The organism is Streptomyces sp. NPDC006335, assembly GCF_040612795.1.
Classification (GTDB): domain Bacteria; phylum Actinomycetota; class Actinomycetes; order Streptomycetales; family Streptomycetaceae; genus Streptomyces.
The window spans coordinates 1-26,436 of sequence record NZ_JBEXQX010000037.1; the positions used below are offsets into that span (position 1 = coordinate 1).

General features: G+C 69.8%; 23 protein-coding genes. 12 read left to right on the top strand and 11 right to left on the bottom strand.

The window, feature by feature from the left end:
* Nucleotides 1–100: 100 nt before the first annotated feature.
* On the bottom strand, nt 101–667 hold the full coding sequence (locus ABZ098_RS44365; RefSeq protein ID WP_356600692.1) for an NAD(P)H-dependent oxidoreductase: 567 nt from the start codon (nt 665–667) through the stop codon (nt 101–103).
* A gap of 456 nt (nt 668–1,123) precedes the next feature.
* On the opposite strand from ABZ098_RS44365, the gene eno reads away from it, so the two are divergent.
* The 7 genes from eno to ABZ098_RS44400 all read left to right on the top strand — a co-directional run bounded on the left by eno (nt 1,124) and on the right by ABZ098_RS44400 (nt 8,712).
* Nucleotides 1,124–2,434 carry a phosphopyruvate hydratase gene (eno, locus tag ABZ098_RS44370; protein WP_356600694.1) on the top strand — a complete coding sequence of 437 codons (1,311 nt, stop codon included), beginning with the start codon at nt 1,124–1,126 and terminating at the stop codon, nt 2,432–2,434.
* Between the two features lie 70 nt (nt 2,435–2,504).
* Nucleotides 2,505–3,509 (top strand): VOC family protein, encoded by a 1,005-nt coding sequence (locus ABZ098_RS44375; RefSeq protein ID WP_356600696.1) that lies wholly within the window; start codon nt 2,505–2,507, stop codon nt 3,507–3,509.
* Nucleotides 3,510–3,535: 26 nt separating this feature from the next.
* Nucleotides 3,536–4,087, top strand: coding sequence for a carboxymuconolactone decarboxylase family protein (locus ABZ098_RS44380; protein ID WP_356600698.1), 552 nt, complete (start codon nt 3,536–3,538; stop codon nt 4,085–4,087).
* 40 nt (nt 4,088–4,127) lie between these two features.
* Nucleotides 4,128–5,237, top strand: coding sequence for an alcohol dehydrogenase catalytic domain-containing protein (locus tag ABZ098_RS44385; protein ID WP_356600700.1), 1,110 nt, complete (start codon nt 4,128–4,130; stop codon nt 5,235–5,237).
* A 133-nt stretch (nt 5,238–5,370) separates the two neighbouring features.
* Nucleotides 5,371–6,276, top strand: a complete 906-nt coding sequence (locus tag ABZ098_RS44390; RefSeq protein ID WP_356600701.1) for a LysR substrate-binding domain-containing protein — start codon at nt 5,371–5,373, stop codon at nt 6,274–6,276.
* Nucleotides 6,277–6,430: 154 nt separating this feature from the next.
* Nucleotides 6,431–7,297 carry a 3-hydroxybutyryl-CoA dehydrogenase gene (locus ABZ098_RS44395; RefSeq protein ID WP_356600703.1) on the top strand — a complete coding sequence of 289 codons (867 nt, stop codon included), beginning with the start codon at nt 6,431–6,433 and terminating at the stop codon, nt 7,295–7,297.
* A gap of 170 nt (nt 7,298–7,467) precedes the next feature.
* The gene (locus tag ABZ098_RS44400; RefSeq protein ID WP_356600729.1) at nt 7,468–8,712 is read left to right on the top strand and encodes an MFS transporter; all 1,245 of its coding nucleotides are present in this window, start codon (nt 7,468–7,470) and stop codon (nt 8,710–8,712) included.
* A gap of 97 nt (nt 8,713–8,809) precedes the next feature.
* Here the strand turns inward: ABZ098_RS44400 and ABZ098_RS44405 are convergent, their stop codons facing one another.
* The 6 genes from ABZ098_RS44405 to ABZ098_RS44430 form a co-directional block, all read right to left on the bottom strand.
* Complete coding sequence (locus ABZ098_RS44405) at nt 8,810–9,334, bottom strand: ATP-binding protein (RefSeq protein WP_356600705.1); 525 nt, start codon at nt 9,332–9,334, stop codon at nt 8,810–8,812.
* Between the two features lie 131 nt (nt 9,335–9,465).
* Nucleotides 9,466–10,431, bottom strand: a complete 966-nt coding sequence (locus ABZ098_RS44410; RefSeq protein ID WP_356600707.1) for an electron transfer flavoprotein subunit alpha/FixB family protein — start codon at nt 10,429–10,431, stop codon at nt 9,466–9,468.
* A gap of 31 nt (nt 10,432–10,462) precedes the next feature.
* Nucleotides 10,463–11,245: an electron transfer flavoprotein subunit beta/FixA family protein gene (locus ABZ098_RS44415; RefSeq protein WP_356600709.1), complete on the bottom strand. Its 783-nt coding sequence runs from the start codon at nt 11,243–11,245 to the stop codon at nt 10,463–10,465.
* Nucleotides 11,246–11,270: 25 nt separating this feature from the next.
* Nucleotides 11,271–12,446, bottom strand: a complete 1,176-nt coding sequence (locus ABZ098_RS44420; RefSeq protein ID WP_356600711.1) for an acyl-CoA dehydrogenase family protein — start codon at nt 12,444–12,446, stop codon at nt 11,271–11,273.
* A gap of 23 nt (nt 12,447–12,469) precedes the next feature.
* Nucleotides 12,470–13,630 (bottom strand): CoA transferase, encoded by a 1,161-nt coding sequence (locus ABZ098_RS44425; RefSeq protein WP_356600731.1) that lies wholly within the window; start codon nt 13,628–13,630, stop codon nt 12,470–12,472.
* Between the two features lie 128 nt (nt 13,631–13,758).
* Nucleotides 13,759–14,187: a hypothetical protein gene (locus ABZ098_RS44430; RefSeq protein WP_356600713.1), complete on the bottom strand. Its 429-nt coding sequence runs from the start codon at nt 14,185–14,187 to the stop codon at nt 13,759–13,761.
* 610 nt (nt 14,188–14,797) lie between these two features.
* Between ABZ098_RS44430 and ABZ098_RS44435 the strand changes: the two genes are divergently transcribed.
* The 3 genes from ABZ098_RS44435 to ABZ098_RS44445 all read left to right on the top strand — a co-directional run bounded on the left by ABZ098_RS44435 (nt 14,798) and on the right by ABZ098_RS44445 (nt 17,468).
* Nucleotides 14,798–15,244: a DUF485 domain-containing protein gene (locus ABZ098_RS44435; protein WP_356600715.1), complete on the top strand. Its 447-nt coding sequence runs from the start codon at nt 14,798–14,800 to the stop codon at nt 15,242–15,244.
* Nucleotides 15,241–16,872 (top strand): cation acetate symporter, encoded by a 1,632-nt coding sequence (locus ABZ098_RS44440; RefSeq protein WP_356600717.1) that lies wholly within the window; start codon nt 15,241–15,243, stop codon nt 16,870–16,872. Before ABZ098_RS44435 ends, ABZ098_RS44440 begins: the two co-directional genes overlap by 4 nt.
* A gap of 95 nt (nt 16,873–16,967) precedes the next feature.
* The gene (locus ABZ098_RS44445) at nt 16,968–17,468 is read left to right on the top strand and encodes a pyridoxamine 5'-phosphate oxidase family protein (protein WP_356600718.1); all 501 of its coding nucleotides are present in this window, start codon (nt 16,968–16,970) and stop codon (nt 17,466–17,468) included.
* Nucleotides 17,469–17,543: 75 nt separating this feature from the next.
* Here the strand turns inward: ABZ098_RS44445 and ABZ098_RS44450 are convergent, their stop codons facing one another.
* Entirely contained in the window at nt 17,544–21,605 is a 4,062-nt protein-coding gene (locus ABZ098_RS44450) for a beta-galactosidase (protein WP_356600733.1), read from the bottom strand.
* A 479-nt stretch (nt 21,606–22,084) separates the two neighbouring features.
* Nucleotides 22,085–23,221, bottom strand: a complete 1,137-nt coding sequence (locus ABZ098_RS44455; RefSeq protein WP_356600719.1) for a class I SAM-dependent methyltransferase — start codon at nt 23,219–23,221, stop codon at nt 22,085–22,087.
* A 434-nt stretch (nt 23,222–23,655) separates the two neighbouring features.
* Between ABZ098_RS44455 and ABZ098_RS44460 the strand changes: the two genes are divergently transcribed.
* Nucleotides 23,656–24,369 carry a hypothetical protein gene (locus ABZ098_RS44460; protein ID WP_356600721.1) on the top strand — a complete coding sequence of 238 codons (714 nt, stop codon included), beginning with the start codon at nt 23,656–23,658 and terminating at the stop codon, nt 24,367–24,369.
* A 440-nt stretch (nt 24,370–24,809) separates the two neighbouring features.
* Complete coding sequence (locus tag ABZ098_RS44465) at nt 24,810–25,163, top strand: cupin domain-containing protein (protein WP_356600723.1); 354 nt, start codon at nt 24,810–24,812, stop codon at nt 25,161–25,163.
* A gap of 84 nt (nt 25,164–25,247) precedes the next feature.
* Here the strand turns inward: ABZ098_RS44465 and ABZ098_RS44470 are convergent, their stop codons facing one another.
* Nucleotides 25,248–26,231 carry a D-2-hydroxyacid dehydrogenase gene (locus tag ABZ098_RS44470; RefSeq protein WP_356600725.1) on the bottom strand — a complete coding sequence of 328 codons (984 nt, stop codon included), beginning with the start codon at nt 26,229–26,231 and terminating at the stop codon, nt 25,248–25,250.
* 1 nt (nt 26,232) lies between these two features.
* The coding region (locus tag ABZ098_RS44475) for an aldehyde dehydrogenase family protein (protein WP_356600727.1) at nt 26,233–26,436 on the bottom strand (204 nt) is incomplete at its 5' end.

Here is a 26,436-nt window from a genome sequence, read left to right on the forward strand (position 1 = left end):
AGATGCACTGGCTGCCGGCGCCGGAGCCCCAGATGTTGTTGTAGAGGGTGTAGCCGTTCAGGCAGCAGTGCTCCGGGCACCTTCACATTCACGCGCCGCGTCAGTACGTTCCGCTGCGCAACCGGCGCATGACAGTGGCGGTGCGGACGAGTTCGTCGAGCACGTGCTCGGCGGCGGCCTCATGGATCTTGCCGGGCCGGAAGGCACCGTTCTCGACCTGCTCGCCGACGAAGGGGATGCTCACGGTCGGCCCGATCGGCAGCATCCTCAGGTTGGCCACGACCTGCTTGGCCATCTGCACCGCCCGGGTGCCGGCCGAGACGCCGCCGTAGCTGACGAAGGCGGCCGGCTTGTGCTGCCACTCCACCACGAGGTAGTCCCAGGCGTTCTTCAGGGGAGCCGGAAAGCCCCCGTTGTACTCGGGGGTGACGAACACGAACGCGTCCGACGCGTCGACGATCCGGCTCCACGCCCGGGTGTGGCTATGCGTGTACTGCCGCAGAGCGGGCGGGTGCGGCTCGTCGTAGAACGGAAGAGCGAGTTCGCGCAGGTCGACCAGGTGCGACTCGAACTGCTCGTACTCCGCGATCCGGGTGGTGAACCAGTCCGCGACGGACCTGCCCACCCGTCCGGGACGCGTGCTGGCCACGACTGTCGTGAGGGTCATGGGCGCCACAGAGGGCTCGGATGTCATGTCGGGCTCGCCTTCCTGTCGGCCGCGCTCGGCCCGGCGGACCCGCGCCGCCTGTGCTGTCCGTCCGTCCAGGAGCGCGGGCCCGCCGGAGTTCTTGCCGGAGCTCCGCGGGTTGTGCGAACGATAGCACTGGCCTCACGGCGGGCCAATCGGCGAGAATGAGCAACACATCCGAGACAGTGAACCCTCCGCACCTCTTGACAGAAGCGCCCTCAGTTCGCACGATTGCGCTATCGATAGCACAGCGGATTCCCCGAAGGTGCGCTCAGCGGCGCCTCGTTCTGCCGGACCGCTTCAGGAGGCCCGTCCGCGCCCGTCGCCGACACCGCCGCCTTCCCCACCCCGCCGACCGCACAGGCATCCGCCCCGATGCCGGGCACGGACACGCTCGACGCCCCGTCCGTCCGAACTCCGAAAGGTTGCACCGCAATGACAGACACGCGGATCGCCCAGCTCCACGGCCGCAGGGTGTGGGACTCCCGCGGGCGGCCGACCGTCGAGGTCGAGGTCCACCTCGCCGGCGGAGCGGTCGGGCGGGCCATCGCACCGGCGGGAGCCTCGACCGGTCGGGGCGAGGCACTCGATCTGCGCGACGGCGGCTCCCGTTTCGGCGGACTCGACGTCCGTCGCGCCGTCGGTTCGGTCAACCAGGAGATCGCGCCCGCCGTCCTTGGCCTCGACGCGACCGACCAGGAGGCCCTCGACCGGCTCCTGGTGAACCTCGACGGAACCCCCGACCGCGGCCGCCTCGGCGGCAACGCCATCGTGGCCACGTCGATGGCGGTGGTGCACGCCGCCGCCGCGGCGGCGGGCGTACCGCTGTGGCGGCACCTGTCGGGCGGCCGGCCGGTTCGCATCCCCCTGCCGGAGATCCAGATCTTCGGCGGCGGCGCCCACGCCGACCGGCGCGTCGATGTCCAGGACTTCATGGTCGTCTGCCCCGCGGCCCGCAGTTTCTCCGAGGCTCTGGACTGGACGGCGGAGATCTACCGGGCGGCCGGCAGTCTGATGCGCAAGGCGGGCAAGGCGCAGGGCGTGGCGGACGAGGGCGGCTTCTGGCCCGCGTTCGACTCCAACGAGGAGGCGCTGGAGACCCTGACGCTCGCCATCGGCACCGCGGGCTTCGCGCCCGCCACCCAGGTCGCCATCTCCCTGGACGTCGCGGCCTCGCAGTTCGGCAGCGACGGGCGGTACACGCTCGCGCTCGACGACCGCACGCTGGCCACGGCGGGACTCATCGACATGCTGGGCGGCTGGATCGAGCAGTACCCGATCCTGTCCGTCGAGGACCCCGTGGGCGAGGACGACCACGAGGGCATGGTGGAGTTCACCCGGCGTTTCGGCCACCGCTGCCAGGTGATCGGTGACGACTACCTGGTCACCGACGCCAAGCGGGTGGAGGCGGCGGCCACCAACGGGGCGGCGAACGCCGTCCTCGTCAAACCGAACCAGGCGGGCACCGTCACCGAGGCCCACCAGGCCCTGCTCGCCGGAAAGGACGCCGGCTTCGGCACCGTCGTGTCGGCCCGCTCCGGTGAGACCGAGGACATCACCATCGCGCACCTGAGCGTCGGATGGGACGCGGGTCAGCTGAAGGTGGGATCGTTCACGCGCTCCGAGCGCATGGCCAAGTGGAACGAGGTTCTGCGTATCGAGGAGGCCCTCGGCGATTCCGCGGAATTCAGCGGCTGGTCCGCCTTCCCCTTCGCAGACCCCGCCCCTTCCGCGGTCAAGCCGTAAATCGCCCCCGGTATTGCCCCCGGTATTACAGTCATCGAAATCAAGAGCCGAATCGCGCACGGAGACCCGCATGCTCCCTCCCGTCAATCTGCGTCCGAGTTTCAACATCACCCGCTCCAGTCATGTCCGGCTCACGGTCGCGGATCTGGCCGAGAGCCGGAACTTCTACACGAGCGCCCTAGGGCTCGTCGTCAGTGACGAGGACGAGCGCACCTGCTATCTCCGCGGCCTCGCCGAGGCATGCCACCACAGCCTCGTCCTGGAGCTGGACGACGAGGGCGCCGGTTCCTGCCGACGGATCGGCTTCCGGGTCTTCCTCGACGAGGACCTCGACATCGCCTACGCGTGGTTCCGCGACCGGGGACTGCCCGCCGAGTGGGTCGACCTGCCGTACCAGGGCCGCACCCTGCACGTCAGCGACCCGGCCGGCACCCCGCTGGAGCTCTGCGCGCACATGGAGACCCGCCCGAGGCTGCACATCGACTTCGAGCACTACAAAGGCGCCCACGCCCAGCGCCTCGACCACTTCCAGACGTTCGCGCCCAACACGTACGAACTCACCGCGTTCTACGGCGAGCTCGGCTTCCGCAACTCCGAGTACCTCGCGCACGGCGACACGCTGCTGAGCGCGTTCATGTACCGCAAGGGCACCTGCCTGGACCTGGCGATCGTGGAGAACAGCGGCCCCGCCCTGCACCACTTCGCCTACACGGTCTCCGAGAGCCGCGACATCTTCACCGCCTGCGACTGGGCGGGCATCCTCGGCTACGGCGAAGGCGTGGAGCGGGGCCCGGGACGCCACGGCCCCGGCGGCATGCTCTTCACCTACCTCCGCGACCCCGACGGTCACCGGGTGGAGGTCTTCAACAGCCACTACCAGACCATCGACACCGAGGTCGAACCGGTGCGCTGGGACGCGGGATCGCTGAGCACGAACGTCCGCTGGGGGCTTCCCGCGTTGGAGAAGTGGTACTTCGAGGCCTCGCCCTTCGTGGGCGTGAAGCAGATCCCGCCGGCCCAGGCACCCCAGCCGATGACCCTCGAGCGGTTCCTGCTCGAACAGTCCGCGCACTGACCCCCTTTTCTCCCCGAGGAGACGACATGGCACGCGTTCCCTACCTGCGCCGCGAGGACGCGGACGAGGCGAACAAGCCCCTGTACGACCGGCTCGAAGCCGAACGCAAGGTACCCACGGCGAACATCTTCCTGGCCCTCGCGGGCGCGCCCGAGCAACTGGACGGGTTCCTGACCTACGCCAACTCGCTGCGCGCCGCCGACCTCAGCCCCAAGCTGCGCGAGCTGGCCATCCTGACCGTGGGTCACGTGACCCGTTCCGCCTACGAGGTCGCGCACCACCAGTCGCACGGACTGAAGGCCGGGCTCACCGAGGAACAGCTCGCGGCGGTGGGCGACTTCGAGTCGTCCGACCTGTTCGACGCGACGGAGAAGGCGGTCATGCGCCTGGCCCTGGAATCCACGCTGAAGGTCGACGTCTCGGAACAGACATGGCGTGCCGCCGCCGCGCATCTGTCGGACCGGCAGATGGTCGAACTGTCCTTGTCCATCGCCTGGTACAACTCCGGCGTCCGCATCATGGGTCTGCTCGACATCGACCTTGAGGACAATTACCCGAATCCCTTCGCGAATTCATAGTTCTCGGCACCCTACTGCCCATCAAAACCGGAGTATTTCAATGGCGAAAATGCTCGCTGCCCGGCTGCACACTCTCGGTGAGCCGATGTCCGTGGACACCGTCGACGTGCCCACTCCGCGGCCGACCGACGTGCTGGTGCGGGTCAAGGCGTGCGGGATCGTGCCGAACATGGCCAACGTGATCAACAACTGGCCCACGTGGTACCCGCACCAGCCCCTGCCCAAGCTGCCCGCGATCTTCGGCCTGGACCCGGCGGGCGTGGTCGAGGCGGTCGGCGAGGCGGTGCTCAACACCAAGCCCGGCGACCGGGTCTACGTCAGCCCGCTGCGCTCCTGCGGAAGCTGTCAGATGTGCCGCGGCGGCGAGCTCAGCCGGTGCCGCTACTTCACCCTGAACGGCTACTTCAGCACCTCCCGCGACGGCCAGCGGATCTTCGATCTCTACCCTTACGGCGGCTTCTGCGAGTACATGACGGCGCCGCAGTACTCGATCGTCAACATCCCGGACAACATGACGTTCGAGCAGGCCGGCAAGCTCGGCTACATCGGCACGTCCTACCGGGCGCTCAAGTACGCCGCGGCCGGCCCCGGCCAGGTCGCGCTGATCGACGGGATCACCGGAACCCTCGGCGTAGCCTCCACCCTCCTCGCGCTGGCCTCGGGTGTCTCCCGGGTCCTCGGCACCGGCCGCAACGAGGAACTCCTCAAGCGCGTCAAGGAACTCGCCCCGGACCGGATCGAGGTCATGCGGCTGGGAGAGGGCTCCACCGGCGCGTGGGCCAAGGCCCGCACCGGCGGCGAGGGAGCGGACTTCGTCATCAGCGCCCTGGGCGCCAAGGCACCGGTGGAGACGATGCTGGACTCCATGCAGGGTGTCCGCCGGGGCGGCAGGGTGGTCAACGTCGGAGGCGTGGCCGACCGGCTGCCCGTGGACGTGAAGTGGCTCATGGACGAGCAGGTCCAACTGATCGGCTCCAACTGGTTCACCACCGCGCAGGGCCAGGAGGTCGCGGACATGGTGGCGACCGGGGCCCTGGACCTGTCCTACCTGATCACCAAGCCCTTCCCGCTGTCCGAGGTCAACGAAGCGATCTCGGGACGCGCCACCGACCTCGACGGCGGCTTCAGCAACTACGTCGTGCTCCCCTGAACCCGGGGATCGCCCACACTCACCCCGCGGCGGCCCCGTCCTGCCCTGACACCGTCGCGGGGTGTTCTCACCACGGGCCGTACCCCACTGCCTGTGCTCTCTGCCGCGCGGGCCCGGCAGGATGGAGGAACCGGTGGAACTGCGCTGGCTGGAATCGTTCGTCGTCGTCGCGGAGGAACTGCACTTCGGCCGGGCGGCGGACCGCCTGCACCTCGCGCCGTCGGCACTCAGCGCCCAGATCAGGGCACTGGAGTCACATCTGGGCGTGCGGCTGATCGACCGCGGGCGACGCACCAGGCCGGCACTGACCAGTGCCGGCCAACTGTTCCTCGAAGAAGCGCGGGCGACCCTCGCCCAGGCCGCCCGGGCCGTGGCGGTGGGCCGACGGGCAGGGCGCGGGGAACTGGGACACGCCCAGATCGCGTACGTCGCCTCGGCCGCGTTCTCCGGAGTGCTCACCGACGTCCTCACCCGCTGCGCGGCCCCCGGCACCGATCTCACGGTCCAGGTCAGGGAGTTGGAGACACCGGCCCAGCTGGAGGCGCTCGCCTGCGGTGACATCGACGTCGGCTTCCTGCGCTGGCGGCCGGAATACCCGCCCGAGGTCACGGCCACGTGCCTGCTCACCGAGGACGTCGTCCTGGCCCTGCCGGCCGGCGCCCCCCTGGCCGCGTACGAGGCGGTACCGGCGGCCGCGCTGCGCGACGAGAACTTCGTGGCCCCGCACTTCGAGGAGGAGTACGGCTGCCGCGACCAAATCCTGGAAGTGGCCGGGCGGGGAGGCTTCAGCCCCCTGTGCGCTCCCCCGGTGCGGGACTACGTGGCCGCGCTGACCCTGGTGGGCGGTGGTCTCGCGGTGGCCCTGGTCCCCGACTCACTGCGGCGCGTGCACATTCCCGGGGTGGCCTACCGTCCGCTGGCGGACGCCCCCCTCACCACCCGGCTGGTCGGTGCCTACCGCCGGGGTGAGACCTCGCCCGCGGTGCGCGGGGTGATCCGCCGGCTTCGGGAGGCCGCGGTCGCGACGGTCGCCGATTGAACCGGTCGACTACGTTCCGACGCATGTTTGTGCGCGGATGACGCACTGTTTTCGCAGGTCAGCTGGGGTGTGTCCGGCTTAGGCTCGCACGGCAGCACCCACCGCGGCGGCGTCGGCCGACCGCCACCGGACGAAGGGACAGGCGGAGAAGCGCATGACAGGGATCAAGCACGTAGGTGTCGTAGGGGCGGGCCAGATGGGCCGGGGCATCACCGAGGTCTGTGCCCGAGCCGGGGTGCACGTCACGTTGTGCGACGTGACCGAGGACAGGGCCCGGGCGGGACTGGCGGGTGTGGCGGACTCCCTGCTCAAGGCGGAGAAGCGCGGTGCCCTAGCCCCCGAGGACCGCGCCCTCGCCCTGGCCGGGATCTCGGCCACCGACGATCTGTCCCACCTGGCGGGCGCGGACCTGGTGATCGAGGCCGCCGTCGAGGACGAGCAGGCCAAGACCGAGCTCTTCCGGCAGTTGGACAAGGTGGTCACCGGCCCGGCCGCCGTGCTGGCCAGCAACACGTCCTCCATCCCCATCGCCAGGCTCGCGGCGGTGACCGGCCGGCCCGAGGCCGTGGTGGGCCTGCACTTCTTCAACCCGGTCCCCGTCATGCCGCTGGTCGAGGTGATCCCCTCGCTCCACACCTCGAAGGCCACCGAACTGCGGGTGCGTGCCTTCGCGAGCGAGATCCTGGGCAAGAAGCCGGTCGTCGCGCAGGACCGCGCGGGTTTCGTGGTGAACTCCCTGCTGGTTCCTTACCTGTTGGCGGCGGTCCGGATGGTGAGCGCGGGAACGGCGACCGCGGAGGACATCGACACCGGGATGACCGCCGGTTGCGCGCACCCCATGGGTCCGCTGCGTCTCGCCGACCTCATCGGCCTCGACACCGTCGCGGCGATCGGTGAGGCGCTGTACGAGGAGTACCGGGAACCGCTCTACGCCCCGCCCCCGTTGCTGCGCCGCATGGTCGAGTCGGGGCTGCTGGGCCGTAAGTCGGGACAGGGGTTCTTCGACTACCGGGCGGCCTGACAGGTCGTCCACGCCGGGCGTGGACGGTCGGGTGTCGCTGCGTACGGGACGGCGACCGCGGCTTGCCCTGACGAACCAGGCTCCGTATCGTACGTTCTGTACATCCTGTACGTTGAGCTGGGAGCGCTCCTCGGCCTGGCCTCCATTCCGAGGAGACGCCCTTGTTCGGTGTGCTGCGGATCCGGGACTACCGGCTTCTCGCGTCCGGTCAGCTGCTGTCCAGCCTCGGTGACTGGTTCCTGCTCCTCGCGGTCCCGTACTACGTCCTGGAGTTGACCGGCTCCGCCATGGCGTCGGGTTTCTCGCTGGCCGCGGGAACGGTCCCGGCGCTGGTCCTGGGCCCACTGGCCGGGGCACTCGTCGACCGCTGGAACCGGTTGCGCGTCATGATCGCCGCGGACCTGGGCCGCATGGTGGCGGTCTCGCTGATGCTGTGGGTGGACAGTCCGGACGAGGTATGGCTGATCTATGTCGCGCTGGCCCTGGAATCGTCCCTGAGCCAGCTGTTCACCCCGGCCTCCGCAGCCCTGCTCCCGCAACTGGTCGGCCGTGCCGGCGACCTCCACTCGGCGAACTCCCTGAACGCCCTGATCGTCGGCTCCATCCGGCTCTTCGGCGGCCCGCTGGGCGGGGTCGTGTACGGCGGCCTGGGCTTCATGGCGGTCGTCGCCATCGACACGTTCAGCTACGCGTGTTCGGCGCTGTGCCTCTCGATGGTCCGTTACCGGCCGCGGACGACCGCACACCGGAGAACCGGAGCGAGGCGTGGGCAAGTGCAGGTACACCAGCTGGTCACCGAGATCCGCGACGGAGTCGCACAGATACGCCACAGCCCGTGGCTGGCGACGCTGGCGGCAGCCGGTGCTCTCTTCGCGATCGCCACGTCCGCCGTGAACGTCGGCCTCATTCCGTACATGGACCGGGTCCTGCACGCCTCACCACAGATCCTCGGCCTGCTCTTCGGGGCTTTCGGCGCGGGGTTCCTGCTCGGGGTGCCGCTCAGCCGCGCACTCGCCCGGAGGTTCACCGACCGGACCGTGCTGGTGGGCTCCCTCGCAGCGCTCGCCGTCGCCTTCACGGCGACCTTCAACACCCCTGTGATCGGGTGGAGCGCCGTACTGTTCCTCACCATCGGGGCGCCCATGGTCTGTTTCACGATCACGAGCGGCACGTTCGTCGCCCGTCACACCCCTGACGCCGTGCTGGGCAGGGTCAGCGCCACCAACGGCTTTCTCCAGGCAGCGGCTTCTTTGTCGGGCATGCTGGCCGGCTCACTGCTGAGTGGGGCGCTGGGTGTCGTGACGATGATGAACCTGTGCTGCGTCGCCGTCGCCCTGGCCGCCGGAACGATGCTGCTGATGCCGCGACGCCGGCCGCCCGTCCCCGACGACGTGCCCCTCAAGGAAACGGCGTGACGGTGGCCGACCACCCGTCCCGTCATCCAGCTCGACGGAGGCGGGTGGGTGCGCGGGGACTGTGTCCGCGAGGGTCAGCGACGGAGGGGCGCTGCTCTCAGCTCTTGATCGCCTCCGCGATCTGCTGCGCGGCCTGGGCGGGCGTGAGGTGCGTGGTGTCCACGACCTCGGCCTCGGCGTGCAGCCACGTGCGGGCCGCCTCGGCGTAGGGCTCGAGGTAGCGGAGACGGAACCAGGAGTTGGGACCGACGACGGTGTCGTCCGCGATGCGTCCGCGGAGCGTGTCCTGGTCGGCGTGGAGGACGAAGTGGCGTACGGGGATGCCGTGTTGGGAGAGGCCCGCGCTGATCTCGCGCCAGTACTGCTCGACGAGAACCGTCATGGGCATCACCAGGATGCCGCCCGTGTAGTCGAGGACGCGTCGGGCGGTCTCGACCACCAGGGGACGCCACGGCGGCCAGTGCTGGAAGTTGTCCGTCTCGGGCAGCCCCGGCGTGATGTCCATGAGTGTCTCGCCGACCTTTTCGGCATCGAACACCCGTGAGTCCCGAATCAGTTGCTGCACGAGCACACTGGTCGTCGTCTTGCCTGCGCCGTGGGTGCCGTTGAGCCATACGATCATGCGTGGACGCTAACGCCGTGCGGGCCGCCGGGACGAGCAGAGTGGGAAATCCGGGCAGAGGACCCACCCTGTCGACTTCAGGTTCGTCCCGTGAGGGGAAAGCCGTACCGCCGCTCGAACTCGGCCGTGCGTCACGCGGGACCGCGCCGTGCGGACACCTCCCGGGTGAGCTGGGGAGCCACCGAGAACAGGTCGCCGACCACGCCGTAGTCGGCCACACCGAAGATGGGCGCCTCGGGGTCCTTGTTGACCGCCACGATCGTCTTGGACGTCTGCATCCCGGCGAGGTGCTGAATGGCCCCGGAGATGCCCAGCGCGATGTAGAGCTGGGGAGAGACGGACTTGCCGGTCTGCCCCACCTGGTACTGGTGCGGGTAGTAGCCGGCGTCGACCGCCGCCCGGGACGCGCCCACCGCGCCGCCGAGGGCGTCGGCCAGCTCCTCCACCACCTTGAAGCCGTCCGCCCCTGCGACACCGCGTCCGCCGGAGACGACGACACTCGCCTCGGTGAGCGGGGGGCGGTCGCCGGCGAGCGCGGCGCGGCGGGCGGTGACGCGGGCGGACGCCGTCGGGTCGACCGGCGGCAGGGCGAGCTCGTGCTGCACGGCCCCCACGGGATGGTGCTCCGGCTCGAAGGAACCCGGCCGCAGGGCGATCACGGGGACACCGTGGGTGGCCTCGGAGCGCACGGTGTACGCCCCGCCGAAGACGATCTGGGTGACGGTTCCGGAGGAGTCCAGGTCGACCACGTCGGTCAACAACGCGGTGTCCAGCCGCGCGGCGAGACGTCCGGCCACCTCCTTGCCGTCCGTCGTCGCGGAGACCAGCACGGCGGTGGGAGAGACCGCCCGTACCGCGAGTTGCAGGGCATCGACGGCGGGCGAGCCGAGGAACTCGCCCGCCTCCGTGGATTCGGCCGCGTGGACGACGGTGGCGCCGTGCAGGGCGAGGGAGTCCCTTAGGCGGGCCGATGTGCCGGGGGTTCCCACGACGACGGCGATCGGCTCGCCCAACCGCCGTGCGGCGGCCAGGAGTTCGTAGGTGGACTTGTGGACGCGTTCCCCGTCGTGGTCGACGAGGACGAGGACGTCGGGCATGGTTGTGCCTGCTTCTTCGGGTCGGGGCGGTTCAGACGAGTTTCTGGGCGACGAGATGCTCGAAGAGCCGGCGGGCGGCCGAGCCGTCGTCCTTTACGAGCGTTCCGGTGGCCCTCGCAGGGCGCGGGACGGCCTCCGTCACGCGCGTGCGGGTCACGAGGAACACGGAGTCGTCCGCGTCGGGGAACAGGTCGTCGAGGTCGACCGTGGCCACGGGCTTCTTCTTGGCGGCCATGATGCCCTTGAAGGAGGGATAGCGCGGCTCGTTGATCTTCTCGGTGACGCTGACCAGCGCGGGCAGCGGCGCCTCCAGCGTCGCCTCACCGCTCTCGGTCTCGCGCTCGGCGCGCACCCGCCCCGCGTCCACGGCGAGCTCGCGGACGTGGGTGAGCTGCGGCAGGCCGAGCAGGTCGGCGACGACGGCGGGGACCGCGCTCGCCTGTCCGTCGGTCGTGGCGTTGCCCGCGAGGACCAGGTCCACGTCCGCGACCGTCCGCACGGCGGCGGCCAGGACCTTCGCGGTGGTCACCACATCGGCGCCCCGGAGCCTGTCGTCGCAGATGTGGATGCCGCGGTCGGCGCCCATCGCCAGGACCTTGCGGATGGCGTCGAGCGCGGAGTCGGGTCCCATGGACACGACGGTGACCTCGGCGTCGGTGGTCTCCTTGAGCGTCAGCGCTTCCTCAGCGGCACGCTCGTTGATCTCGTCCAGGACGAGGTCGGTGTCCTCGCGGTCGAGTCTGTGGTCGGTCCCGGACAGGGTGCGCTCGGCAGCCGTGTCCGGGACCTGCTTGACGAGTACGACGATGTTCACGGTCGTCTTCCTTCGGCCGGGGCGGTCAGCGGAACGCCGGGTAGCCGGTGATCGCCTGACCGACGACCAGCGTGTGCATCTCGCTGGTGCCCTCGTAGGTGAGGACGGACTCCAGGTTGTTGGCGTGGCGCAGCGGCGAGTACTCCAGGGAGATGCCGTTGGCGCCGAGGACGGTACGGCACTCGCGCGCGATCGCGATCGCTTCGCGCACGTTGTTGAGCTTGCCGACGCTGATCTGTTCGGGCCGGATGCGGTGCTGGTCCTTCAGGCGGCCCAGGTGTACGGCGAGCAGCGCCGCGTTGCCGACGGAGACGGTCATGTCGGCGAGCTTTCTCTGCGTGAGCTGGAAGGCACTGATCGGCTTGTCGAACTGCACCCGGGAGTCGGCGTAGTCGATGGCCGCCTGAAGCGAGTCGCGGGCGGCGCCGACCGCTCCGAACAGGATGCCGAAGCGGGCCTCGTTCAGGCAGGACAGCGGTCCGCGCAGGCCTTCCGCGTGCGGGAGCCGGGCCGAGTCGGGCAGCCGTACGTCGTCGAAGTACAGCTCCGAGGTGATGGACGCGCGCAGCGACATCTTCTGCTTGATGTCCTGGGTGGTGAAGCCGGGTGTCCCGCGCGGCACGAGGAAGCCGCGGACGCCGTCCTCGGTCTGCGCCCACACGGTGGCCACGTCCGCGATGCCGCCGTTGGTGATCCACATCTTGGAGCCGTTCAGGATCCAGTCGCCCCCGTCCCGGACGGCCCGGGTGCGCATCCCGGAGGGGTTGCTGCCGAAGTCGGGCTCGGTCAGGCCGAAGCAGCCGATAGCCTCACCGGCGGCCAGCCGCGGCAGCCACTGCTGCTTCTGCTCCTCGGAGCCCCACTTCCAGATGGAGAACATCGACAGCGAGCCCTGCACGGAGACGAAGCTGCGGAAGCCGGAGTCCGCCGCCTCCAGCTCCAGACAGGCCAGGCCATAGCTGACGGCGTTGGTGCCGGCGCAGCCGTATCCTTCGAGGTGCATGCCGAGCACACCCAACTTGCCGAGCTCTGGGGCTAGTTCGCGGGCGAAGTGGGCGTTCTCGAACCACTCGCCGATGTGCGGGCGGACCCGGTCGGTGAGGAACCTGGCGACGGTGGTCTGGATCTCGCGCTCCTCGTCGGTGAGGACCGAGGCGATGTCGAACAGGTCGAGGGGGTCCTGCAACGGCTTGCCGTTCATGGCGGGCTCCTTGTGCTTCGGGATCAGGAAATCGGGTGGTCGGAGGGGGCGTTGAGGATCTGCGCGGTGTGCTGGCCCAGGGAGGGCGGGGGCAGGCGGTACCGCGCCGGGGTTCCGCTCAGGCCAATGGGGTGCGCGACCTGGCGGAAGGGTCTGGCTTCGGCTCCGTCGGCGGGGGCGGCGGGGATGTCGACGATGCCGGGCAGGCCGAGCTTGTGGGCGAAGGCGAAGGCGTCGTCGAGGGTGTTGACCGGTCCGGCGGGCACTCCGGCCGCCAGCAGGACGGTGGACCAGTGGTCGGCACCGGCGGCGCCGAGCCGCTCGGTCAGGGTGTCCCGCAGTTCGACGCGGTGGGCGACCCGGTCGGCGTTGGTGCGGAAGCGGTCGTCGAGAGCGAGGCCGGGATCCCCGAGGACCTCGGCGAGAGCCCCGAACTGCCGGTCGTTGCCCACCGCGAGGGCGATCGGCCGATCCGCGGTCGGCAGGGTCTCGTACGGGGCGATGCTCGGGTGCGCGTTGCCCATGCGGCCAGGAACCACACCGGCGACGGCGAACGCCGATGCCTGGTTGACCATGGCCGACAGCAGTGAGCCGAGCAGGTTCACCTCCACGAGCTGCCCTTCGCCGGTGGCGTCCCGGTGCCGTAGGGCGGCGAGGATACCCAGCGAGGCGTGCAGCCCCGTGATCACGTCGACCAGGGCCACACCGGCCTTCACCGGTTCGCCGTCCGCGGTCCCGGTCACGCTCATCAGACCGCCGACGGCCTGGACGAGCAGGTCGTAGCCGGGGATCGCGGCGCCCTCGCCGCTGCCGAAGCCGCTGATCGAGCAGTAGATCAACTCCGGGTGCCGGGCGCGGAGTTCGGCGTGACCGAGCCCCAGCCGTTCCATCGTGCCGGGACGGAAGTTCTCCACCAGCACGTCTGACGCGGCGATCAGCGAGCGGGCCTGTTCGAGGCCGGCCTCGGTGGTGAGGTCCAGGACGACGGACCTCTTGTTCCGGTTGACGCTCAGGAAGTAGGTCGAGGTGCCGTCCTCATCGGCCGGGGGGTGCCAGGCCCGGGTCTCGTCCCCGATGCCAGGGCGCTCCACCTTCACCACGTCGGCGCCGAGGTCGGCGAGGAGCATGGTGGCGTAGGGTCCCGCGAGAACCCGGGAGAAGTCGGCGATGCGCAGACCGTGCAGCGCGGTGCGCGGTGCTTCGCCGGCGGCGCCGGCCTGTGCGTCCGGTGCGTTGTCCTGGGTGTCCACTGCTGCCCTCTTCCCTCGTCGTGCGGCCTGCGCGAACGTGACCTGACCGGTGCCGTGCTCCCTCACCACCAGCGCTCCGAGGACGTCGGCGGGTAGGTGATCTCGACCAGGGGGAGCCCCTGTTCGCGGGGAGCCACGGTCCGCACGACACGCACTCTCGCCCCGATCCCGGCCACGGTCGTCTCCGCCCTGGCGAGTTGGCAGACCAGGGTGAATCCCTCGTCCATCGCGACGAACCAGGTGTGGAGCGGGGCCTGGCCGATGCGGCGGACGAGGGCCCCGGCACCTGTACTGCGCTCCCGCTTGAAGGCGGTGGAGCCGCAGGCGCGGCAGAAGGAGCGGCGATAGGCCGGAGTGGCGCACCACCGGCAGCTCTCGAAGAGCAGTTCGCCGCGGGCCTCCGGTGCGGGCGGGTCGACGGTCGTGGCCGTGGCACCCGCGCCCTCGTCGGTCGGGCACTCGCCGGGTTCGCGGCTGGCTGTCTGGAGCATCACGGCCTCCTGCACTCACTTCGGTGACCGGAAACGGGCGATCGGAATCCGATTCGGCTCCCTCACCCTGGCCCCGCCGCGAAGCACCGGTCAACGACGAGCTGACGCATCTTTGTGCGCGGAAAACGTTCTGTTCATCGAGGTCAGAGCGCGTTCCCCGGCGCTACTCTCGGCGCGGGGCACACGTCACCTCTCCCGGAGGCGTGCACCGGGGCACGTTCGGACGGGTCGATACCCGTCAGGCATATGCCACCAGTACCACCCCCTCGATGGAGGGCACACCGCTGCGGCATTCGGCGTACCGCTCCTCGCCCCGCCGACCGGTCCGCTTCCGCCGGAGCAGCGAAGGCCCACTGGGACTGGTGTACGACGGACAGACGACCAGTTCCGAAGGAAGGGGACCACAGGGGACGCGTGTGGCACATGTGTCACACAGTCACCACGGGCACCCCCCGGGGGTGGCTCACGTGCGGGCCTGCCGTCAGAAAGTTCAACGGAACACACATCCACCGCCCGGACACCCGCATAACGTGCGGTGACCCGAACCGCCTCCGCTCCCCCACCTCTTGCGGTCCGTGACTTCCGGGCCCACCGCGCTAGGAGTTTTGGGATGTCCTACGACCGCTCGGAATTATCCCTGCCGCACCGGCACGACGGACGGGTCCCCTCCCCCACCGTTCTCCGGCCGCCGTCCCTCGCGACGGCGGCCGGAGAGCGCCCGGGCAGCGGGACCCGTCAGCGTTCGTGGTCCAGTTACCATCGGGCCCTTCGTCTCCTGCGCCGTGCCTGCCGATGGCAGCGGCGCGTGGCGACCCTCGTCGCCCTCGGCTACTTCGCCGTCTTCCTCACCCTCACCGTCAAGGCCCCCGCCCTCATGGCCCGCCCGTCCCTGGGCGGCCTCCCGACCGGCCTGCTGCTCGCCGTCGTACAGATCCCCGTCACGTGGCTGGCGGTCCTGCTGTTCGAGTACGCGGCACGGCGGTTCGTCGACCCCCTGGCCCGCAGAGTCAGCCAGTACGCACGGCCGGCCGACGGCGACGGACGGGCCCGGGCATGACCGACCTCGGCGGCTCCGCGCAGTCCTGGTCCCTGGTCGCCTTCTGCAGTGTCGTCACCCTCACGCTCCTGCTGTGCGTACTGACCGGCCCCGACCGCGACGACCTCGAGGAGTTCTACACCGGCTACCGGACCCTGTCCCCGCTCCGCAACGGCCTGGCGGTCGCCGGCGACTACATCTCCGCCGCGACCGTGCTCACCATCGGCGGGGTCATCGCGCTGTGCGGCTACGACGGCGTCGTGCTGGCCCTGAGTACGCTGCTGTCCCTGCTCCTGCTGATGTTCCTGCTCGCCGAACCCCTGCACAACACCGGCCGGTTCACGATGGGTGACGCGCTGAGCCGACGCGTGCCCGGGCGGGCCGTACGCATCACCGCGTGCGCGGTGACCCTGCTGTCGCTGATCCCGATGATGATCGTGCAACTGGCGGGCGTGGGACAGCTTCTGGCGTTCATCCTCGGCTTCTCCGACCGCGCCATGCAGACCGGCTGCATCGTCGGCGCCGGCATCCTGATGATCAGTTACGCCGCCCTGGGCGGGATGCGGGGGACCGCGCTGATCCAGATCATCAAGACGGTGATGCTCCTCGGGTCCGGCCTCGTGGTCGCCGCGCTCGTCCTCGCCTCCTTCGGCTGGCACCCGGGCACGCTGGTCGACACCGCCGCGCAGCGCAGCGGTACCGGCCGGGCGTTCCTCCAGTACGGCCTGCAGTTCGCGGACGGTCCGCATCCCGCACTGGACATGATCAGCACGCAGATCGCCATCGTGCTCGGCGGTGCCTGTCTGCCGCACGTCACCATGCGGATGTACACCGCGGGCAACGCCCGCCAGGTACGGCGCACGATGTCCTGGGCGGTGTCCTCGGTCGCCCTGTTCATGCTGGTGATCACCGTCATCGGGCTCGGCGCCACGGCACTGGTCGGCCGGGAGCGGATCACCGCCGCCGACCCGCACGGCAGCACCGCCTATCTGCTGGGCGCCCGCGCGGTGTTCGGGGCCGACGTCTCCCGCTCCGAGAGCCTGGTGTTCAGCACCGTCACCGCGGCGATCTTCCTGACCCTCCTGGCGTCCGTGGCCGGGATGACGCTCGCCTGTGCCAACTCCCTGGCGCACGACGTCTTCGCCTCCCGGAACAACGGCATGCCCGCACTGCGGGAGATGACCCTCGCACGGGCCTGCGCGCTGATCGTCGGCGTACCCGTGCTGCTGCTGGCCGCCCTCGCCCAGCACCGCAGCCTCCAGGCCCTGGCCACCCTCTCCTTCTGCATGGGCGCCTCCGCCATCGCGCCCGCGCTGGTCTACGCACTGTTCTGGCGGCGCTTCGGCAAAGCCGGGCTGCTGGGCACGCTGATCGGCGGCTCGGTGGCCGTCCTGGTCCTGATGTCGGGCACCCGGCTCGTCTCCGGGTCACCCGCGTCGGCCCTCCCGGAGGCGGACCTGAACTGGTTCCCGTTCACCACGACCGCCCTGGTCTCCGTACCGGCGGGCTTCGTCTGCGGCTGGCTGTGCACCCTCCTGAGCGGACGTCGCAGCGCCCGCCGCGCACGCGAACGCTATGCCGGCCTCGAGCGACTGATCCTCGCCGGACCCCCGCGACGCCGCCCGAGCTGGAGCCCCGACGGGCCATGAGGAAACTGTTCAGCAGTTCGTCGTGGGCCGGGTGTCGAGAACGGGGCACCGGCTCCGTCCCGGGTACACCAGAGGCCACGAGCGAAGGAACCATCATGCAGGCGAACGAGATCACCGAGGTCCTGAACCGACCGATCAGCCAGGAGCTGCTGGCCCGCGACCTGACCCGCCTGGCCTACGTAGCCAAGGACGGCACGCCCCGCAACGTCCCGATCGCGTTCGTCTGGAACGGCTCCGAGATCGTCATGTGCACCACGAAGAACGCCCCGAAACTCGCGTCCCTGCGCGAGAACCCCGCGGTCGCCCTGACGATCGACACCGAGGTGCACCCGCCCAGGATCCTGCTCATCCGGGGCCGAGCCGAGCTGGACCACGTCGACGGCATCCCGGACGAGTACCTCCAACCGAACAGCACCTACGAGATGACGCCCGAGCAACGGGTCGAGTGGGAGGCGGAGGTGCGTTCGCTGTACCACGACGGCATGGTCCGGATCGTCGTCACCCCGACGTGGGCGAAGCTCATCGACTTCGAGACGACACTGCCGAGCGCGGTCGAGGAGCTGGTCCGGCAGCGGGAGGAGCGGCGGCGGGCCTGAGCGCCGTACGAGCACGATGCTCAGGCCCGACCATGTCGGCGGTCGGCCACGCCTCCCTTTCTGCTACTGCGGTCGTCAGCCGCAGGTCAGTGTCGGAACCGCCCAGTCGCCGTGATCGTTGCCGTTTCCGTCACCGGCGTCGCCGACCTTGAGGTCGACCACCTGGGCGCCGCTGACGTCGACGTCGATGGGCACGGCTGCCTCCCGGCCGTGCATCGTCGGCGTGGTCACCAGCGTCTTGCCGTCGGCGATCACGGAGAACGTCACCGTTCCCGCACCGCCCGTCTCGTCGTCGACGCCCACCTCCGCCGTCAACCGCGAGCACTGTCCTCCGAGATAGAGCTGGATGTCGCTGAGCGCGTTGGTGCCGAGGCCCTTGGCGTGGCCCACGCCGGCGATGGTGATCGTACGGCCGTCCCCGGCCGCCTGTTCGCCGACGCTGCTGTCGCGCTCCACCGGACCCCACCCGTTGGTGGCGGACAGGAACGGCAGGTCGCTCACCGCGCTCTCCCCGGCCGTTGGGGCCGGTGGTATCCCGCCGACGATGCGCTCGTCGGTACCGGTGGCCTGCCGTCCGTTCTGTGTGTAGTGCACCGCGGTGGTGAGCGCCGAGGCGGAGGGCAGATCTCCCGCCGGGGGCTGGACCTTCCAGGTGAAGGTGGCCGATCGCCCCGGCTCCAGGCGCTTGAGCGACAGCGGGCTCGTGGCGCTCACGCTCCAGCCGTCGGGTGCGGAGAGCGAGGCCGTCAGTCGAGACGCGGAGCTCGCGCCCTTCGGCACCCGCACGGTCGTCCGGGCGGTGAAGGTCTGCCCCGGCTGGGCCGTGTCCGGCACGTCCAGGGAGACCTCCGCTCCCGGAAGCCTGGGCATGGCGTACTTCCGGGCGTCGTAGCGGGGGCTGTCGTTCTGCGCGACCCGCAGGGACGAGGCGTAGCTGCCGTAGTCGGTGAGCGAGACCTTGCCGAGGCCGCCCGTGCTGCCGTCCAGGTTCCATACGGCGATGGCGACGCTGTTGCGGCCGTTCGGGTCGAGGATGCCGTTCGGGACGGGGAAGGTGTGCTGCGGGCCGAGGTAGTTGACGTAGTTGCCGACCTGCCAGCCGTTCACGAAGAGCGTGGCCCGGTACTTGCGCGCCGGGTCGTCGGTGAACGTCAGGCCGAGTGAGGTGTCCTGGCCGTGCGGCAGGTCCAGTTTGACGTCGGTCCGGTACCACGAGACCCCGGGGCGGGTGTCGGTCGTGGGCAGGGACACGCGGTTCCACTTGGCGTCCGGGTAGCCCGGCAGGGACCAGCCCGCCCGCTCGCCGTACAGGCCTCCCGTCGACAGCGGGCCGCGCACGGGGTCCTGGAGGTCCTCGCCACCGCGCACGCCCTGGAGGCGCCAGGTGACGGAGGTCAGCGGGGCACCGACCAGGGAGGCACTGGTCAGTCCGCGCGCGGTCTTGTTGCCGTTGGTGGAGTTGTAGTCCTCCTCGTGTCCCATGTTCACGGTGAGCACGGAGATGACGTTGTCACCCTGGGACTTGACCGACCCGGCCGGGAAGGTGAAGTCGGCGCTGCCCGTGGTGGAACTGCCCAGGAACGTGCCGTTGAGCCAGGCGGAGAACGCCTGCGCGCCTCCGCCGGAGTCCGAGACCAGGTGGACGCCGGTCTCCTTGCCGGTGGCGCGGAAACGGCCGCGGTACCAGGTGTTGCCCGTGTGGAAGCCGTAGTCGTCGGCGTAGAGCACCGGCAGCTTGTTGATGCCGGAGACGCTGTTGGTGGTGGTCCTGTCGGCCACCTGCCAGGTGGTGTCGTCGAAACCGGGGGCCGCTTCGGGGGATTCCTCGGCGTGCTTCCAGTTCGTCAGCGCGGGCAGGTGGATCGCGGCGGCCACAGGGATCTTCCCGGTGAGGCTTCCCGGGTCGGTGACCCGGGTCTTCAGGGTCCTGCCGTTCCAGGTGACGTGGTCGGCGGAGGTGAACACCTCGATGTTCTTGTCGTCGGCGTTGTCGCCGGTGAGCGCCACGGTACGGCCGCCGTCGAGGCTTGTCGCCGTACGCAGCAGGTGCGTGCCGCGTACCAGCACCGGGCCGGTCGTGGTGTCCTGGCGCCAGAAGGTCCTCGCCGTGGCCTTGTCGCCCACGAGGAGCAGCAGCGGGCGCTGTCCGGCGCCGCTGACGCTGATGCGGATCAGGCCCTTGTGGGTGTAGTTGAGCCGCAGGTCGCCGGTGGCCGGGTCCCAAGTGCTCGTGACCGTACCGCCGGTGGCGGTCACGGTGGGCTCGGCGGAGTAGCGCAGGACGGTTTCACCGTCGCTGGCCGAGTCGCCGTAGAGCACGGCGACGTCGCGGTCGCCGATGGTCACGTCGGTCATGATCTCGGAGGTCGAGTACTGCAACTGCGCTTCCCCGAGGCGGTAGTTGGCCACGATCACGTGGGAGTCGCGTCCGTCGAGCGTGATCGCGGTGCCCGGCTGCTGGGGCACGACCGGGTAGGTCGGCCGGCCGGCGGCGTCACCCGTGGGCACGTCGATGGCGTCGACGGCCACGTAGTTGTCGGTGGACCCCGAGCCGTGGTTCCCGAGGACGACGATCTTCAGCGTGTGCGCCCCGGGCGCCAGGCCGGTCCTCTGGAAGACGACCGCCTGGTTCTCGGCGCCGGAGTCGTCGACGGTCGCCACCTTGGCGCCGTCGAGGTAGACGTCGGCGTTGCCGTGGTTGTCGGTCTTCGAGCCGATCCAGCGGATCGCGGTGCCGTCGAAGGGGACGGTGAGCGAGTCACCGGCCTTGTCGGAGAACGACTCGGTGTGCTTGTAGTCGCCCCCGGTGTAACTGGTGTTGGCCACGTGCGACCACGAACCGGCGTAGTGGAGCGAGGAGTCGGGGTCGTCCCAGGTGTAGGTGGTGTCCGCGGCCGGCTGTGCGTTGAAGTCCAGCGCGATGTGGGTCCTGTCGACCGCCGTGGACGTGGAGTTGCCGTGGCGCAGCACGTGGAACTGCGTCTTGGTGTCGGGGTTCATCCGCGCGGTGTCGACGACCGCGGAGTCGTCCGGCGGCGTGGTCCTGATCGCGTCCGTCTTGGTCAGCGGCGCCACCGACTGGGTGAAGTACCCGATCAGCTTGTCCTCGTCGTACTTCGGATCGAGCTGCCGGGTCTCACGGATCGCGGCTCCGTAGTCGTACGACGTGTAGTTCTGGGGCATGCTCAGCCAGCCCCAGTTGGTGCCGCCGTAGGTCATGTAGAAGCTCTGCGCGGTCGCGCCGACGGCGATGTTCTGCTTGTAGAACACGTTGGCGAACTGGTCGTTGATCAGCTGCGCGCACTTGTCGTAGCCCGGGCCGCCCCAGGGGTCGAAGGCACCGCCCTGGAACTCGGGCGAGTACAGGGGCTTGCCGGCCGGGTGGTCGTAGCTGATGTCGGGGACGCCGTTCCACTTCGTGGGGTTGGAGCAGTCGAAGCCCTGCGGGTAGGAGTCCGGTCCGTCGACGTCCAGGGCCCCGGCACCGGAGTTGAAGGTGCCGTTGTTGTTTCCGGTCAGCGGCACGGTGATGCCGTCGGCGCGGGCCTTGTCCTCCAAGTGCTGCATGTAGGAGCGGGCGGCCGCGGAGCCGTTGTAGTACTCGTTCTCGACCTGGTAGGCGATGACCGACCCGGTGCCGTTGGTGAGTTGGTGCCGGGCGATGATCCGGTCGATCTGCGTCAGCCACTCGTCGGCGTACTTCAGGAACCTCGGGTCGTCACTGCGGTTGTTCTCCGCCTTGGTGGTCAGCCAGCCGGGCAGGCCGCCGCTGTCGACCTCCGCGTTGATGTAGGGCGCGGGGCGGGCGATGACGTAGAGCCCGGCTTCCTCGGCCATGTCGAGGAGTTTGTCGACGTCGCGGACGCCGGTGAAGTCGTACACCCCCGGCTTGGGCGAGTGGTATCCCCAGTCGAAGTACAGCGAGGTGGAGTTGAAGCCGGCGGCCTTCATCTTCTGGAAGATGTCCCGCCACAGGTCGGGGCTCGGGAGCCGGAAATAGTGGAACTCGCCGGACCAGAGATAGGTGCGCTTTCCGTCGACGAGGAACGAGTAGCCGTCGAGAGTCACCGTGTGCGCCTGCGTGTTGGTGGCGGGCGCCGACCCGCTCGCCTCTCTCGCCGTGGCGGGCGCGGTCATACCCATGGCCAGGGCAATGGTCGCCGCCGGCGCGAGGACCGCCTTCCACCACCTGTGGCGGCCGGGTCTCGCGGTCTTCGAATCGGTCCGATTACCTCGCACTGCGGCCTCCCTCTCACCCGAGCGATCAGCATCAAACAGACTCAGGCAAAGTCGAACAGTAGGGGCGTAGTTGGCTCAGCACAATGGGGCGGGAGAGGGCGACGGTGGTTGGTGGGGGTGGTGGGAGGTGCCCATGCGGGGGAAGTCCCCGTCCCCGGCAGGGCCATGACGAGCGAGGGCGGTGACCGGCATGCACGGGCTGCCGTCCGGCGACGCCAACGGCCAAGGAATCAGCGCCTGTTCAACGGGCCTTCGAGCAGCCCTCTGCCCCGACGGTTCATGGCATGCCACCCCGTGGGCGTGGCGAGGTCGCCCACGGGGTGCCGCTCACCTGGTGACGCGGGCAGTGAGGTGCCCCTTCTCGATCCGGATGCCGGTCATGGTGTGGCACTCAGGCGCCACAGGGAAGTGGTCTCGGCACTTCGTGCGGGGTGGAGTGGGTCGGTGGTGTCCTGGGAGCGGGGGTGGCGGGGCTTGGTGTCGACCTTGTCCACGACGCGCAGGCGTGCGGCGCGGAAGGCGTCGAGCAGGTCCCGTCGGGTCCGGAGCCCGAGGTGTTCCGCCAGGTCGGACAGGATGAGCCAGCCCTCGCCGCCCGGTCGGAGGTGGGCGGGCAGGCCGGTGAGGAAGCCGTGGAGCATGGTGCCGTCCGGGTCGTAGACGCCCTGTTCGACGGAGCTGGTCGGACGGGCGGGGAGCCAGGGCGGGTTGCAGACGACGAGGTCGGCGCGGCCTTCGGGGAACAGGCCGGTGCCCGACACCTCGATCCGGTCGGTCAGCGCGAGCCGGTGGACGTTCTCCCTCGCGCAGGCCAGGGCGCGCGGGCTGATGTCGGTGGCCACGACACGGTGGACACCGCGGTGGGCCAGGACCGCGGCGAGGACGCCGGTTCCCGTGCCGAGATCAAATGCCGTACCGGCGCTGGGGCGGTGGCGGATCGACGGTGGCAACGGCGTCTGGGCGACGAGGTTGACGTACTCGCCTCTGACGGGTGCGAACACCCCGTAGTGGGGGTGGACGCGGGTGCCGAGTGCCGGCACGTCGACGCCTTTCAGGCGCCACTGGTGGGCGCCGATCACTCCCAGCAGTTCCGTGAGCGCGACCGCCGTGGGCCCCGTCTGGGGGCCGTAGGCCTCAAGACACGCCTGGCGTACGTCGGGAGCCCGGCGCAGTGCCAGGGTGTAGTCGTCCTCCAGCAGCACGAGGAGTTTCCCGAGAACGCGGGCGCGATGGCTGCTGCCGCGCCGCAGCAGGTGGAAGGACTCGCGCAGGGACGTGACGGAGCTGGGCTGCTTGCGGTCGACGCGGCGTCGCATCGCCTGGAGCAATTGCCGGGCGTTGTGGAAGTCGCCCTGCCAGAGCAGGGCTGTTCCTTCGCACGCCTGGCGGTAGGCGACGTCGGCCTTCATCCGGTCGTCGGCGACAACAGTGCGCTGCGGAAGGGGGGCGGCGTTCTCGGAATGCCAGCGGGCGGACCGGTGGGTGTGGCCCTGGGTCCAGTGGATGGTGGACACCACGTACTCCTCGTGTTCGAACGTGCGGGGGCACGAAGAGCACTTCGACGAGGAGCAGACCGAAACCGCGCATGTCCGACGGACGGGTGCGGCGGTGGGTGCGGCGGTGGGGGCGGGTGGCTGTTACCGCTCTCGCGTCGAAGTGCGGGAGCGGATGTCCCAGACGACCATGCCGAGCATCAGGTCAACCCTTTCGGAGGAGTGGCAGAAGGCTCGCACAGGTGGGGCCGGGCTTCCAAACACCACTGATTGAGCGACGGCTTGGGCGGGCGTCGGGCGAGTGGGTGGGCAGCCACCGGGCCCACGGGCTCACGGGCTCACGGGCCCATCGACGGCATGACGGCATGACGGCACCCAGGACAAAGCCGCTGTCAGTGGTCCCGCATACAGTTCTGAAGGGAAGATCAGCTCGTCGCCCGAAGGGGAGATCACACATGAGCGGAACGCCGGTGCGCGGGACGGGAGATGTGCGAGAGGCGTGGGGACGGGTCACGTCGTGGCTGGAGCGGAACGACCCCGAGACTTTCGCTGCGCTCGGCGGGCCGGGGAGCCGGGCGGCCATCGGCGAGGCCGAACTGCGCATGGATCTGAAGCTGCCTCCGCAGATGTGGCAGTGGCTGCTGGCGAACGACATCGATGCCGGCAGGCAGCCCGACGGCCACGCCTGTCTGGTGGCGCTGGGGTGCGACATACCCCTTCCCGGCGGCAATCTCCTGCTGGGACTGACGGACATTCAGCGGGTCTACCTCAGCCAGATGGGGCTGGAGGAGATGCAGCCGTCCGCGGACTCCGATCATCCGTTCTGGCGCCGGGAGTGGGTGCCCATTGCCGCGGAGCGCGACGGTCTTTACGGGACGTTCCTGGACACACTCAACGGCACCGTCGGGAGGTGGGCCGAGGCGCAAGGCCCCGAAGAGGGCGTGTTCGCCTCGTTGTTCGCCTTCTTCCAGGAGACGGCGGATCGACTGGAAGGGGTCTCCTCGGGAGACTGGAGAGGTCCGGGCAGGCCTGCGAGACCGCACAAGCTCGATCCCCGCCCGGAGGACGAGCCGATACGTCTTTGGGCCCGCGCCAACGGCTATCTCGTAAATGATGACGGGCGCATTTCGGCATCGATCCGCGAGGCGTACAAGATGTCACGACGGTGAGCGTCGGCCAGGGCTGACCAGCCCGGCCTCGTACGCCGTCACCCCGACCTGCGACCGGTCCCCCGGCGCCCAGTCGTCGGGGTGGAGGGGCTGATCAGGGCATCGCCGCGGGCGGCGATCCGCACCCCTGGAGCGTTTCCTCCAGCTCGATGCCCTTCACCGGAAAGCCCGTCGCCCCGGCCGCTCGCTTGACACAACGTCCGAACTTCGTGCCCGCGACGGACAGATCACACACGCGCTCCGCGCGGGGCACCGGAGACACTTGAGGGACCACAACACGCCCCCGTGCGTCACCGGCCGGTGCGTGGGTGGCACAACTCGCTTGCGCGGCAGGGACCTTGGCCCCCGGCAACCGCGATCAGCCTGGTCGACGTCGGCCCGGCGGCCCTAGGTATGGCCGCTCCCGATTTGCTGCGTTCCACAACTCGTAGAGGAAAATCATGTCGCTCCTGAAGACCATCGACGCCAATCCCTCCTTCGCACCTCGCGAGTCGGTTCCGTTGCCGGAGCGTCTGATTTCCGGCGACCCGACTTACAAGACCTGGGTCCAGGACACCGCCCGCGGGGAGACGATCAACACGGGTGTCTGGGAAGCCACGCCCGGTGAGACGCGCTCGATCAAGGGTGAGACCTTCGAGTTCTGCCACATCCTTTCCGGCGTCATCGAAATCACGCCGGAAGGGGGCGAGCCGGTGGTGTACAAGGCAGGCGACAGCTTTGTCATGAAGCCCGGCTTCGTCGGTGTCTGGAGGACCATCGAAACCGTGCGCAAGATCTACCTGACGGTGTCGTGATGAACTAGAGGCAGAGAAAGACAACGAGTGGCACGTGCCCCGGCCGGTAAGTCCTGCCGGCCGGGGCACGTGCCACTTCCCCTTTCAGGCGGGGTGCGTCGCGTCGACCACGTATCCGCGCCGCTTGTCCACCACATTGCGCAGCGGGCGGCCCTCGATGTGCCGGGTGAGGTTGTCGAGGAACACCTCGACGAGCGCCTCCCGCTCGCTGGTGGTCTCGCCCGCCGTGTGCGGGGAGACCATCACGCCGGGCATGTCCCACAGGGGCGATTCGGCAGGCAGCGGCTCCTGGGCGAACACGTCCAGGGCGGCGCCGGCGAGTCGTCCGGCGGCGAGGTGGTCGACCAGCGCCTCCTCGTCGATGAGTCCGCCGCGGCCTACGTTGATCAGCCGCGCCCCCGGCTTCATGGCGGCGAGCACGGGGGCGTCCACCATGTTCCGGGTGCCCTGGGTGAGAGGGGCGGCCAGGACGACGTAATCCGCTTCCGTCAGCGCGGCACGCAGGGTCGTCGCATCGTGGACCGTGCCGAAGTCGGGGTCGTCGGTGCGGGCTTTGCGGCCCGCACCGCACACGCGCATTCCGACCGCGCCCAGCAGCCGGGCGATGGCCCGGCCGATCGGCCCAGTCCCCCAGACCAGCACGGTGCGTCCGGTGATGCCGTCGCTGGGGCGCGGACGCCACTCGCGGCGCCGCTGGTGCTCCCAGGTGCCGGGGAAGTCCTTGGCGAGGGCGAGGATCAGGCCGAGGACGTACTCGGCAGTGGGCTGTTCGTAGACCCCGCGGGCGTTGGTCAGGACCACGTCCGGATCGTCCACCAGGGCGGGGAACAGGAAGGAGTCGACGCCCGCGGAGGCCGCGTGGACCCAGCGGGGTGCCTTCTCCGGGCTGTCGGGCCAGGCCTCGCGGATGGCCGGGGTGATGGTCACCCAGGCCAGGAGGACGTCGGCGCCGGGAAGGAGGTACGGCAGTTCCTCCTCGGTGGCGTAGACGGTGTCCGCAAGGCGTTCGATGAGTGCGGTGGCCGGTGGCCGGTTGCCCCGGTAGAGGACGACGAGTCGGTCGCGCATGTCAGGCTCCGACGGGGACGGCCATGTACTTGTACTCGAGGAATTCGTCGATGCCGACGCGGCCGCCTTCGCGGCCCAGGCCGGACTGCTTGACGCCGCCGAAGGGGGCCGCGGGGTTGGAGACGAGTCCGGTGTTGAGGCCGATCATGCCGCTTTCCAGGCGCTCGGCGACACGCAGGGCGCGGTCCAGGTTCTGGGTGAACAG